The sequence below is a fragment of the Pseudomonas sp. A-RE-22 genome (assembly GCF_019956035.1).
GTDB lineage: Bacteria > Pseudomonadota > Gammaproteobacteria > Pseudomonadales > Pseudomonadaceae > Aquipseudomonas > Aquipseudomonas brassicacearum.
Map to the genome: position 1 here is coordinate 1 of NZ_JAHBCZ010000028.1, position 11,816 is coordinate 11,816.

Consider the following 11,816-nt stretch of genomic DNA (forward strand, 5'->3'; position numbering starts at 1 on the left):
CCCGAATTTCTTGACGACCATAGAGCATTGGAACCACCTGATCCCATCCCGAACTCAGCAGTGAAACGATGCATCGCCGATGGTAGTGTGGGGTTTCCCCATGTGAGAGTAGGTCATCGTCAAGATTGAATTCCCAGAACCCCTGTCTGCATCAGCAGCCAGGGGTTTTGTCGTTTTGGGCCGGTAATCGGATCAAGCCCCTGATGCCCCGGCAAACCCCCAATGCCGTTGCTATGCTGTGATAGTCGGGCTTTGGCGACCAAGGGCCCGCGACGTCACTGGTCATGGGGATTCCAATAATGAAAAACCCTTATGCTCCCGGCTTCTGGTGCGCCATTGCGGCTTTGATACTGCTTTCGGCCACTTATTTCTATGGCGTCATGCTCACTCACCAGATCGACAAAGCGCTGTTATTCCTCGATAGCGCCGCGGCGTTGATCGGCGTGATATCCATTGCAATCGTGGCCTGGGCATCGCTTCAGGGTCAGCGCATCAAGAAAAAACACCTCCAACAAGGCAAGACACTGGTGTTGATTTGGGACACCAAGGTTGCGCTGCGACGTGTCGAAACGGTGTTTGACCGTTATTTCTGGGGCAGTTATTGGCAGCCTGGCCGCACGTTCCAGGAAGTCATGGGGGAACTCACTGGTACCCCGCTGGAAAAGAGCCTGGAAGCCCTGAAAACCCAATGCGCTGCCTTGGATAAGCAAGTCACCCAGGACGGCTGGCATTGGCTCAATAACGCCCGAGAGTTGTGTGACGTGGCTAATGCCATGGCCCGTGAGCGCTATCAACTGGACTTCTGCGATTCACGCGCAGACTCATCATCGGGCGCGGCAGTGATCAATCGCGATTTCGAAGTGCTGGTGTACACCTGGACGGCCCGCCTCAAGACTTTCGACCATCAGCTCGACGAGATCGAAGTCCAATATTCGTAGACTACCTCGCAAGAAAACGTTTTTACCCCTTTAAACATTGGGCCCGCAGGGGTGCCTGATGGTAATCTCCCCTCCTCTTTTACGGCGTCGAGCCACACCCTTTGCGGGTCAGGGAAGACGACGGCTTTGTTCAACCATGGATATCGATCGGGTCACTCATGAATAAATCAGCAAGCATACTTCTGGGAATCGTTGTGGCTGTCGGTGCTGTCAGTGCGGGCGGCGCCTGGTACACCGGGACCAAACTCGAAGGCGTGTTGACGAACGCTATCGCCGATAGCAACAAGCAGATGCAGACAGCCTTGGCCGGGTCTAACAGCACGGCCACCCTGGAGCTGGTTTCCATGGACCGTGGAACGTTCAGCAGCACCGCCCACTACCGCCTCAAGGGCGAGGGCGAGATCTTCGGCGGCGAGCCGGTTGAGCTGCTCTTCGTCGACCAGATCGAACACGGCCCACTGCCATTTTCGCGCCTGATAACGCTCAAATGGCTGCCAGTCATGGCCACCAGTCACACTGCCCTTGAGCGCAATCCGCTGACTGACAAGTGGTTCGCCGCCACCAAGGACCAATCGCCGCTCAAAGGTGTGGTCAACCTGGGTTACGACCAATCCATCAATGGCACCTATGAACTGCTGCCCGTGGATACCAAGCTGGATGAGCAATCCCAGCTCACCTTCTCCGGTCTTAAAATCGACCTGGCCGCCAGCGCCCAGGGACAGAAGGTCAAGGCCGACGGCTACATGGACAGCTTCAAGCTGACCACCGTTGCCGAAGACCAGACTCCGGTGCAGGTTGAGCTGAACGGCCTGACATTGGCCAGTAACCTGAGCAAAAGCTCCTACGGTTACTACATGGGTGACAACACCCTGCTGATGAGCAGCACCAAGGCCACTTTTGGTGAGCCGAAGTCGGTGCTGGGCTTGAAAAATTTCGAGATGAAGAACAGCAGCACCGAGAGCGGCACCAGCGCTTCGGGGCGCGCCGATTACAAGATCGGTGAGTTGTCGTTCAACGACAAGACCATTGGTTCGGCGCAGATGGCTGTCAGCCTGAAGAATCTGGACATCCCGGCCACCATGTCGCTGATGCAGATTTACCAGACCAAGCTGCAACCTTACGAAAAAGCTGCCGCCGAGGCCGCTGCAGCCGGTGAGCCGGCGCCAGAGCTGAGCCTGACCGAAGCTGAAGAAGCACAGGTTAAGGCCGACTTGGAGAAACTCCTGGCCGGCGCCCCGCAAGTGGCGTTGGAAAACCTGTCCTTCAACACTGCCAACGGTGAAAGCCGTGCCAGCCTGATCGTTGATCTGGCCAAGCCGCAGTCCATGGACCTGCCACCGGATGAGTTGGGCCGTCAGTTGCTCGCCCTGCTGGATTTCAACATCAAGGTTTCCAAGCCGATGCTGGTTGACCTGATGACCGTGCAGGCACAGATGGAAGGCCAGACCGATGCCAAGTTGATCGCCGATCAGGCCACTGCCACCAGCGATATGTTCAGCGCCATGGCGGTCGGTTCGGAACTGGCAACGCTTGAAGGCAACGATGTTGTCACCAAGCTGCACTACGCCAACAATCAGGTCGATTTCAACGGCCAGAAGATGACCGTTGAGCAATTCACGGCATTCGTGATGAGCAAGCTGGGTGGTGGCGTCGCCGTCCAGTAACGCGTTCGGCAACACCCCAAACCCGGCCCGTGCATGACGCATGGGCCGGGTTTTTTTACGCCTATCGATCAGCCCTGCGCCGAAATCTGTAGCGATTCTGAAGAATTGTGGCGTTCCTGAAGATGACCCGCCCGAGAGTGCAAGACTAGGCCCATTAGAGCTTGGCTGGATTCCTTTGATCCGGCTTCCTGTTTGATGGGCAAGGGGGCACTGCGACCCGGCTGGCCATGTAAGGATGCTGACGAATGCCGCGTACTGTGGGTCCTTTTATTCAACGTGGTTTGCGCCCGTTGTTTCGCGTAGCGCTGTGCAGCCAACTGTGCTGGCCGATGCTGGCGTTTGCCGATACCGCCTATGACCAGATGGTGCTCGATGCCCGTGCAGGCCATTACACGCCTGCGCTGGCTGCGTTGCGCCAGGTGCCGGCTGGCCAGGCCAGCACTGCGCAGATCAGCGACCACCTGCAGATCGCCAGTTGGGCTGGCCTCGATGCCGAGGTGGTGACGATCTATGAGACCCAGGGCCGCCATCGAGCGCTGCCTGTCCAGGCGCTGACCGCTACAGCTCGCGCCTATCGAAACCTCAAGCGTTGGGATCCGGCAGCCGAGCTGTACCGCCAGGCCTTGGTGATCGATCCCCAGAACCCCGACCTGCAACTAGGCCTGGCCTTGACCCAGGCCGACGGCGGTCAGCCCGACGAAGCCGTCACCCGCGCCAAGGCCATGGTCGCCGCCAAACCGACAGATCCGATGCGTCGACTGGCACTGGGGTATGCCCTGACCCGCGCCAACAGCCCCCACGAAGCGCTGTTCGAATACGACCAGGCCTTCACCCGCGCGGGCAACAGCCCAGAGATTGCACGCGAATACATCTACGCCCTGCAACGCGCTCGGCTGCCCGAGCCGGCGCTGCGTCTGGCGCGTCTGCAGCCGGGGTTGATCGACCGTGGCGTGCAGCGCCGCCTGGAGGGTGACGTGGCCGCCGAGCGGGTGCGCCTGGCGGACATGACCAGCCGCAGTGAACAAGAGCGCTTCGTCATTGCCGACCGTGCCCTGGCCGACTACGACAAGTTGCTCGCCACCTGGACCCCGGTGGCCGAGGCCCATGACGACGTACTCCGTTGGCGCATCGATCGCATGGGCGCTCTCAATGCCCGCGCCCGTCGGGCGGAAGTGATTGCCGAATACCAGAAGCTGATCGCCGAGGGTGTGAGCATTCCCACGTATGCCCTGCGTTGGGTGGCTTCTTCCTATCTGGAGCAGCGTGAGCCGGAAATCGCCGTCGAGCTGTACCGCCAGGTACTCGCGGCGCCGGATGCCGATCCTGCGGAGCGCTTTGAGGACAGCACCGCGCTCTACTACGCGTTGCTGGAAAGTGAAAAATCCGAAGAGGCCCGCGCACTGGCCGAAGACATGGCGAAAGCCCAGCGCCCGCGCATCGAACTCAAGGGCCTGCCGATCGGCAACCCCAACGATGAATGGATGGATGCCCAGCAACTCGCCGCCCAGGCTGGCACTTATGGCGCCGACCTGCCTTCTGCCGAAGCGCGCCTGGACACCCTGGTCAACCAAGGCCCCGGCAACACCGGCATGCGTCTGGCCCAGGCCGATCTGTACCAGGCCCGTGACTGGCCGCGTCGTTCGGAAAACCTGCTCAAGGAAGTCGAGGCCACGATCCCGCGCAACCGTGACCTGGAAATCGCCCAGGCCCGCGCAGCCATGGATTTGCAGGAATGGCGGCAGATGGATGCACTGACCGACGACGTGGTCGCCCGCTATCCGGAAAACGCCCATGTCAAACGCCTGCAACGCCAGCGCGACGTACACGACATGGCCGAACTGCGCATCGAGGCCTATACCGGCAAGAGCTATGGCGGTGGCAACGGTGACGCCGGTGCCGTCACTGGCAGCCGGGATTTTGGTATCGAGACGCTGCTCTACAGTCCGCCCATCGATGAAGACTGGCGACTGTTCGGCGGTGCCGGCTACGCCACCGGTGATTTCGAGGAAGGCACCGGCCACCACCGCTGGCAGCGCCTGGGCGTGGAACGTCGCACCCGGGACATGACCTTGGAGGCCGAGGTCTCCAATCATTCCTATGGCTCCGGCGACAAGCAGGGTGCGCGCCTGGCCGTGGCCCGGGACATCGACGATCACTGGCAGTACGGCGGGAGCCTGGATTATCTCTCGGCCAATACCCCGTTGCGGGCGCTCAACAGCGGCATTCGCTCTAACGGCGGTAGTGGTTTCGTACGCTGGCGGGCCAATGAAAGCCGCGAGTGGCGACTGGCTGTCAGCCCGTCCCATTTCAGCGATGGCAACAACCGCCTCGAAACCCAGCTGACCGGTCGCGAAGGCATCTACAGCACGCCGCGCGTGCAAGTGGAGCTGGGGCTGGAAGTGGGGGCCAGCCGCAACAGCGGTTCCAACGAAGTGCCTTATTTCAATCCGAAATCGGACTTCAGCGTCATGCCGACCGTGAGCGTCAATCACGTGTTGCACCGCCGCTACGAGACCACGTGGAGCCAGCAGTTCCAGGTCGGTGCCGGTACCTACAGCCAGCGCGATTACAGCACTGCCGCCGTGGGATTGCTCAGCTACGGCCAGCGTTTCATCTGGAACGACGTGCTGGAGGCCGGCGCCGCGCTGAGCTGGCTCAACCGCCCCTACGACGGCGATCGCGAAAGCGATCTGCGCCTGCTTGTCGACCTCACTTATCGCTTCTAGAAGAGTTTGAAGATGCCTGTCATTTCGCGATTCATCCTTCTGCTGGGGGTCTTGCTGATCAGCGCTTGTGCCCAGCAAGCCCCGGCGTTCACGCCGCCCTCACAGCGCCCGCTGGCGGCCAATGACGCCCCGTGGCCGAAAAACCATGTGCTCGGCATCGCCTACCACGATGTCGATGACCGTGACCCGGACCAGGCGCTGGTGGCCGTGCGCACCGAACGCCTGATCGAACAATTGGCGTGGCTGCGGGAAAACAACTACCAGCCGGTCACGGTGGACCAGATCATCACCGCCCGCAACGGCGGGCCGGAGCTGCCGCCGCGCGCAGTGCTGCTGAGTTTCGACGACGGCTACGCAAGCTTCTACACCCGCGTCATGCCCATCCTGCGTGCCTATAACTGGCCGGCGATCCTCGCCCCGGTCGGCAGTTGGGTGGATACGCCGCTGAATCAAACGGTGGATTTCGCCGGGGTGCCGCGCAAGCGTTCCGAGTTCCTGACCTGGGAGCAGATTCGCGAGGTTTCCAAATCGGGCCTGGTGGAAATCGCTGCCCACACCGACGCCAACCACAAAGGCGTGCTCGCCAACCCGCAAGGCAACCAGCAACCTGCCGCGACCACCCGGCGCTACGACCCCGTCACCGGTCGTTATGAGACCGAGGCCGATTTCCAGGCTCGCCTGCGCAAGGACGTGGCGGCCATTTCCGAGAAAATTCGCAAGGTCACCGGCTACAGCCCGCGCGTCTGGGTCTGGCCTTACGGTGAAGCTGATGGCACGGCGTTGCAGGTGATTGGCAGCGAGGGCTATCAACTGGCCCTGACCCTGGAAGACGGTCTCGACAGCCTGGACAACCTGATGAGCGGCCCACGCTTCCTGGTGGCGTCCGATCCGGATGGCGCCCATTTCGCCGAAAGCATCGTGTCCGTGCAGACGATTGACCCGATGCGCGTAGTGCATGTCGACCTGGATTACGTCTACGACCCGGATCCGGTGCAGCAGGAAGCCAATGTCGGCCAACTGGTCCAGCGCATTTCCGACCTGGGCGCCAATACGGTATTCCTGCAAGCCTTCGCCGACCCGAAAGGCGACGGCCTCGTGCATTCGTTGTACTTCCCCAACCGTCACCTGCCGGTACGCGCCGACCTGTTCGACCGGGTTGCATGGCAGTTGCGTACCCGGGCCAACGCCAAGGTCTATGCCTGGATGCCGGTGCTCAGTTTTGCCCTGGACGCGAAGCTTTCGCGGGTACAGCGCTGGGATCCGGAAACCGGCAAGACTGGCGTTGCCCCGGACCAGTACGTGCGTTTGTCGCCGTTCGACCCGAACGTGCGCAAGGTCATCGGCGAGATCTACCAAGACCTGGCGCGGATGAGCTCGGTGGACGGCGTTTTGTACCATGACGACGCGGTGTTCTCCGACTTCGAGGATGCCAGCCCCGCAGCCCTGAAGGTCTATGCCGCCCACGGCCTGCCGACGTCCATCGCCGCCCTGCGGGCCGATCCTGCAGCGATGCAACGCTGGACCCGCTTCAAGAGCCGCTACCTGATCGACTTCACCCATGAGCTGACCGCCAAGGTCCGGGCGATTCGTGGCCCGCAGGTGCGCACCGCGCGCAATATCTTTGCCGAACCGATGCTCAATCCGGAAAGCGAAGCCTGGTTCGCCCAGAACCTCGACGACTTCCTCGGCGCCTATGACTGGACGGCACCGATGGCCATGCCGCTGATGGAAAAGCAGACCCTCCAGCAATCCGGCCCCTGGCTCGAGCGCCTGGTGGACACCGTCAAGGCTCGCCCCGGCGCGCTCAAGCGCACGGTGTTCGAATTGCAGGCCCGGGACTGGCACAGCAAGCCGGTCAGCGACATCGGCGGCGAACAACTGGCCGACTGGATGGGGCGCCTCAAGCGCAAAGGCGTGACCAGTTTCGGCTACTACCCGGACAACTTCATCGAAGACCAGCCCGCTGTGAAAACCGTGCGGCCGGCGCTCTCCAACAAGTGGAATCCTTGACATGCTCGACAGACTGCTCGCTCTGCTGGTGCTGGCGATCGTCCTTGGGGTGCCCCTGGGCCTGATCTTCCTGGTCACCGGGCAATTCCTGATGGACTTCGTGTTCTTTTACCCGCTGTTCATGTCCGGGCTGTGGATCGCCGGCGGCCTGTATTTCTGGCTGCACTGGGAGCGCCACTGGCCGTGGAAGGACGACACCTTGCCACCGCCCTTGGCCGGCGAGCCGCTGATCAGCATCCTGATCCCGTGCTTCAACGAAGGCGATAACGTCGCCGACACCATTCACGCGGCGCTGGGCCAGCATTACCCGAACATCGAAGTCATCGCCATCAACGACGGATCGAAGGACAACACAGCCCAGATGCTCGATCAGCTGGCGGCTGAAGACCCGCGCCTGCGCGTGCTGCACCTGGCAGAGAACCAGGGCAAGGCCGTGGCCCTGCGCATGGGCGCCATCGCGGCGCGCAGCGAATACCTGGTGTGCATCGACGGTGACGCGCTGCTGGCGCCGAACACCTGTGCCTACCTGGTGGCGCCTATGCTGGACAACGCCCGCCTCGGCGCGGTGACCGGCAACCCGCGAATCCGTACCCGCTCGACTCTGATAGGCCGGGTCCAGGTTGGCGAGTTCTCCTCGATCATCGGCCTGATCAAGCGCACCCAACGGGTGTTCGGGCGGATCTTCACCGTGTCCGGCGTGATCGTCGCGTTCCGGCGCACCGCCCTGCACCGGGTTGGCTACTGGAGCCCGGACATGATCACCGAAGACATCGACATCAGTTGGAAGCTGCAACTGGATCACTGGAGCATCTTCTACGAGCCGCGCGCGTTGTGCTGGATCCTCATGCCCGAAACCCTGCGCGGCCTGTGGCGGCAACGGCTGCGCTGGGCCCAGGGTGGCGCCGAGGTGTTGTTCAAGAACATCCGTGGCATCTGGCAATACCGCCACCGCTACCTGTGGCCGCTGTTGTTCGAATATTGCCTGTCCACCGGCTGGGCGTTCACGTTCCTGCTGTCGGTGATTTTCTGGGGTGTCGGCAAATTCGTCGAAATGCCGGCGGCCATCGCGGTCGATCACCTCATGCCGCCAGCCTTCACCGGGTTGTTGCTGGCGGTGGTGTGCCTGCTGCAATTCGCGGTGAGCATCCTGATTGATCGGCGGTACGAAAAAGGCCTGTGGCACATCATGTTCTGGGTGGTCTGGTACCCGTTGGTGTTCTGGCTGATCAGCCTCTTCACCACCCTGGTGAGTTTTCCAAAAGTGCTGTTCGGGCAGCATCAGAAGCGTGCGCGCTGGATCAGTCCGGATCGCGGTATCAAACCGTTCGATGATCAGGAAGAGGAAGTGATCCGATGAAAATTATCAGGACCCGGCAACGGCCTTTTCTGGTGGTCATCGATGCGTTTTTCACCGTGCTGGCGTGGGTGGGGCTGTTGTACCTGCTGGTCAATGGGCTGTGGCCGCTGTTCGCGAGCCAGGCCGGTCCGCGCCCGGGAGGGTCTGTATTCGATACCCTGGGGACCTTGCAGGTCTATGGCTGGATCGCCTTGGTCAACGCGGTGCTGTTGATTACCTGGGCGCGTTACCAACAGCGCAAAAGTCGCGGCTTCGCTCAGCGCCGGTCGCCGGCCCCGGTCGTGAATGACCAGGGCTTGAGCGCCAGTTTCAAGTTGACCGACGAACGCCTGGACACGCTGCGCCAGCCAGGCTCGAAGACTATTCACAACAACCAGGACGGCGACATCAGCCACGTCGTACCGCACTTCCACTTGCTCAGCCCCGACTTGCAGCCACCGCCCCTGGCGCCAATGGAGCGGCCACGGGTTATCCATTTGCCGGCTGATCAGTCCGTGCATTGATGCAAGCCGCGCCGGCGCTATCGCGAGCAAGCTCGCTCCCACAGGGGATTTGAGGCTAGGACGAAAAATCCCGGATCAGCCGCCATGCCTCGTCCACCGGCAATGGTTGTTTCATGCGCTGGGCCAACGCCGCCATGGACCGGCCTTCATCACAGGCCACTGCGGCGGCAACGAGGCCGTCCTTGCCCAGCAGGGCAATAAAGGGCGGATGCTCGGGCGTGCCCTTGAATTCCACTTCGTCCCAGTGCTCGGCGTGGCCAAGATAGTCGTAGCGTTTGCCGAAGTGATAGGTCCAGAAAAACGGCTCGTCCAGATAGTGCTCGTCGCCGCCGAGCATGTTCGCAGCGGCAATGCGCGCCTGTTGCTGGGCCAGGCGCCAATGCTCGATGCGCTGGGGCTGGCCGTTCAGAGGGAAGGTCGCGATATCGCCGACGGCCCATAAGCCATCAGTCACTCGCATGCCCGCGTCAACGGACAGTGACTGGTCCTGTTCCCTTGGCAATGCGGCGAAGGGCTCGGTGGCCGGGCGCACGCCGACGCCGATGATCACCAGGTCCGCGGCAACGCGCTGGCCGTTGTCCAGCACCACGGCTTCGACCTTGCCCGCCCCCTCGATCTGCGCCGTTTCGCTGTCGGAGCGGTACACCACACCATTGGCCCGGTGTCGGGCCAGGATGGCCTGGCCGACGCTCTCGCTCAATTGTGCGGCGAACGGCACCGGATGCCGGGCCAGGACCGTAACGTTCAGCTCGCGCTTGCGCAGGGACGAGGCGACCTCCATGGCGATGAAACTGTCGCCGATGATCACCGCCTGTTGCCCTGGCCGGACGGTGTCGAGAATCTGCCGGGCGTGGGCGATCGAACGCAGCACGAAGACTTGCGGCAAATCGATGCCGGGCAACGCTGGCATCTTGGGTACGCCGCCAGTGGCGATGAGCGCGGCGTCGTAGTCCAGGCTTCGGCCATCGGCGAGTTGGATGTGCCGAGCGTCGGGGTCCAAATGGGTGACCTCGCCGTGAAGCCTTTCGATGCGTTGCTGGGTGAAATAAGTTTCATCGCGCAGCGGCGACGTCTCGTTGACCGCCATGTCGCCGGCCAACACATACTTGCTCAGCACCGTACGGTCGTAGCCGGCTTCGGCTTCGCGGTCGATCATCAGGATTCGCCCGCCAAAACCTTTCTCGCGCAACGCCGCCGCGCAAGCCGTGCCGGCAGCACCGGCGCCGATGATGACAAACGTGCGCGCGTCATCGGCCGGCGGGACTTTATCGGTTGGCAGTGGTTGATCGTCGACCCAGACGTCACCCTCCCGCACCTCGACGTGATAGCGCGCCAGGCTGTCGAGGGCCGGCGGTTCGCACAGGGCGCCGTCCTCAGCCCGGAACGCGGCCTTGTGCCACGGGCAAATCAGCCTTCCGTGGCACACCGCGCCCTTGGCCAGTGGTGCGCCGGCATGCGGGCATTTGCCCTGGAAGGCGCGCACCTGATCGCCGGAGCGCAACAGCAGGATGGGTGTGTCGTCGATTTTGACTTCGAGGCCGCGGTCTTCACGAACGTCGGCGAAACGGGCGACTTGATGCAGAGACATGGTCATTCTCCGGCAGGCGTTTCCCTTTGGAGTCGCAGGGCCGGAACGAGTTTCAGCATAATTGTCACTGCAACCTTGGCGAAGCTGCGGCTATAGTTCGCAGGCCGTCCATGGCCAGACACGCACAAGGTGCCCCGGTATGACCCGATTGAACTCTCTCTCCCCTTGGCTGGCGGCCGTCGCCCTGGTGCTGTGCGCACAAGGGGCTGTCCAGGCCGAGGAGCGTTTTACCCTCAGCATCCCCGGCGTGTCGGACGACCGCCTCTTCACGGCGGCAGCAGCCAGTGATGCCAACACCTGTGGTGGCAAGAACATTTCTCCGGCCTTGAGCTGGAACGCCGGCCCGCCCGGCACCCTCAGCTACGCCATCGTCATGTTGGACCCGGACGGCCAAAGGGGCCAGGGTGTCGACCACTGGATCCACTACGGCATCAAGGCCACCACGCGGCAGATTCCGGCGGGCGCCGGCACCAAGTCCTCGCTGGAAGGCATGAGCGGTATCAACAGCAAGAACACCCACGGCTACATCGGCCCTTGCCCGCCTGTCGGCGACAGCGCTCACCACTACCTGATCCAGCTTTTCGCCCTGGACATGCCGCCGGAAGCCCTGCCCGCCGACCTCACACGCGCCCAACTGATGGAAAAAATCAAAGGTCACGTCCTGCGCAACAGCAGCGTAGTGCGCCGCTACCACCGCTGACCCGAACAGCACAAACCCCCTGTGGCGAGGGAGCTTGCTCCCACTGGGCTGCGACGCAGCCCCCCACAATGGCGCTGACGCTCCGACACAACATTGGCATCACGCGCCAAAAGCGAGCACTATCGAGTCCCTGTTCACTCATGCCGGAGGATGGCGATGACGCAGAAACCCGACGGCATCGCCCGCCTCCTGAACTGCCCCACCAAGGGCGACGAGATGCGCCGGGCCATCGCCCAGAGCCGCAAGGATTTCCTGCCTGTCGACGAGGCCGAAGACGCCGAGCCAGGCCAGCCACCGGTTGAACCGGTGATTAATGATCGCGACGACTGA

Annotated in this window: 9 protein-coding genes and 1 rRNA gene; 9 read left to right on the forward strand and 1 reads right to left on the reverse strand. The window is 62.3% G+C overall.

All coding sequences use genetic code 11. The annotated features are described in order from the left end of the window. The first annotated feature begins 9 nt into the window (after positions 1 to 9). The 7 genes from rrf to pgaD all read left to right on the forward strand — a co-directional run bounded on the left by rrf (position 10) and on the right by pgaD (position 9,198). Positions 10 to 125, forward strand: a 5S ribosomal RNA gene (gene rrf / locus KGA89_RS15105). 174 nt (positions 126 to 299) lie between these two features. Further along, the gene (locus KGA89_RS15110) at positions 300 to 938 is read left to right on the forward strand and encodes an NADH:ubiquinone oxidoreductase subunit N (protein ID WP_223471951.1); all 639 of its coding nucleotides are present in this window, start codon (positions 300 to 302) and stop codon (positions 936 to 938) included. A gap of 158 nt (positions 939 to 1,096) precedes the next feature. Beyond that, positions 1,097 to 2,602, forward strand: a complete 1,506-nt coding sequence (locus KGA89_RS15115) for a YdgA family protein (RefSeq protein ID WP_028237210.1) — start codon at positions 1,097 to 1,099, stop codon at positions 2,600 to 2,602. Positions 2,603 to 2,847: 245 nt separating this feature from the next. Then, positions 2,848 to 5,328, forward strand: a complete 2,481-nt coding sequence (gene pgaA, locus KGA89_RS15120; protein WP_223471952.1) for a poly-beta-1,6 N-acetyl-D-glucosamine export porin PgaA — start codon at positions 2,848 to 2,850, stop codon at positions 5,326 to 5,328. Positions 5,329 to 5,340: 12 nt separating this feature from the next. Further along, positions 5,341 to 7,338 carry a poly-beta-1,6-N-acetyl-D-glucosamine N-deacetylase PgaB gene (gene pgaB / locus KGA89_RS15125; protein WP_223471953.1) on the forward strand — a complete coding sequence of 666 codons (1,998 nt, stop codon included), beginning with the start codon at positions 5,341 to 5,343 and terminating at the stop codon, positions 7,336 to 7,338. Position 7,339: 1 nt separating this feature from the next. Then, positions 7,340 to 8,695 (forward strand): poly-beta-1,6-N-acetyl-D-glucosamine synthase, encoded by a 1,356-nt coding sequence (gene pgaC, locus KGA89_RS15130; RefSeq protein WP_013692003.1) that lies wholly within the window; start codon positions 7,340 to 7,342, stop codon positions 8,693 to 8,695. Next, positions 8,692 to 9,198, forward strand: a complete 507-nt coding sequence (pgaD, locus tag KGA89_RS15135) for a poly-beta-1,6-N-acetyl-D-glucosamine biosynthesis protein PgaD (RefSeq protein ID WP_223471954.1) — start codon at positions 8,692 to 8,694, stop codon at positions 9,196 to 9,198. The genes pgaC and pgaD overlap by 4 nt, the downstream gene beginning before the upstream one ends. Before the next feature lie 55 nt (positions 9,199 to 9,253). Here the strand turns inward: pgaD and KGA89_RS15140 are convergent, their stop codons facing one another. After that, on the reverse strand, positions 9,254 to 10,786 hold the full coding sequence (locus tag KGA89_RS15140) for an FAD-dependent oxidoreductase (RefSeq protein ID WP_223471955.1): 1,533 nt from the start codon (positions 10,784 to 10,786) through the stop codon (positions 9,254 to 9,256). A 139-nt stretch (positions 10,787 to 10,925) separates the two neighbouring features. Here KGA89_RS15140 and KGA89_RS15145 point away from each other — a divergent pair, with 139 nt between their 5' ends. After that, entirely contained in the window at positions 10,926 to 11,486 is a 561-nt protein-coding gene (locus KGA89_RS15145; protein ID WP_223471956.1) for a YbhB/YbcL family Raf kinase inhibitor-like protein, read from the forward strand. 156 nt (positions 11,487 to 11,642) lie between these two features. Continuing rightward, positions 11,643 to 11,816: a hypothetical protein gene (locus KGA89_RS15150; protein WP_164488486.1), complete on the forward strand. Its 174-nt coding sequence runs from the start codon at positions 11,643 to 11,645 to the stop codon at positions 11,814 to 11,816.

Bases quoted from the DNA above. Each gene is read 5' to 3' on its own strand.
- KGA89_RS15110 (WP_223471951.1), top strand. From the start codon at position 300: ATGAAAAACCCTTATGCTCCCGGCTTCTGGTGCGCCATTGCGGCTTTG.
- KGA89_RS15115 (WP_028237210.1), top strand. From the start codon at position 1,097: ATGAATAAATCAGCAAGCATACTTCTGGGAATCGTTGTGGCTGTCGGT.
- pgaA (WP_223471952.1), top strand. From the start codon at position 2,848: ATGCCGCGTACTGTGGGTCCTTTTATTCAACGTGGTTTGCGCCCGTTG.
- pgaB (WP_223471953.1), top strand. From the start codon at position 5,341: ATGCCTGTCATTTCGCGATTCATCCTTCTGCTGGGGGTCTTGCTGATC.
- pgaC (WP_013692003.1), top strand. From the start codon at position 7,340: ATGCTCGACAGACTGCTCGCTCTGCTGGTGCTGGCGATCGTCCTTGGG.
- pgaD (WP_223471954.1), top strand. From the start codon at position 8,692: ATGAAAATTATCAGGACCCGGCAACGGCCTTTTCTGGTGGTCATCGAT.
- KGA89_RS15140 (WP_223471955.1), bottom strand. From the start codon at position 10,786: ATGTCTCTGCATCAAGTCGCCCGTTTCGCCGACGTTCGTGAAGACCGC.
- KGA89_RS15145 (WP_223471956.1), top strand. From the start codon at position 10,926: ATGACCCGATTGAACTCTCTCTCCCCTTGGCTGGCGGCCGTCGCCCTG.
- KGA89_RS15150 (WP_164488486.1), top strand. From the start codon at position 11,643: ATGACGCAGAAACCCGACGGCATCGCCCGCCTCCTGAACTGCCCCACC.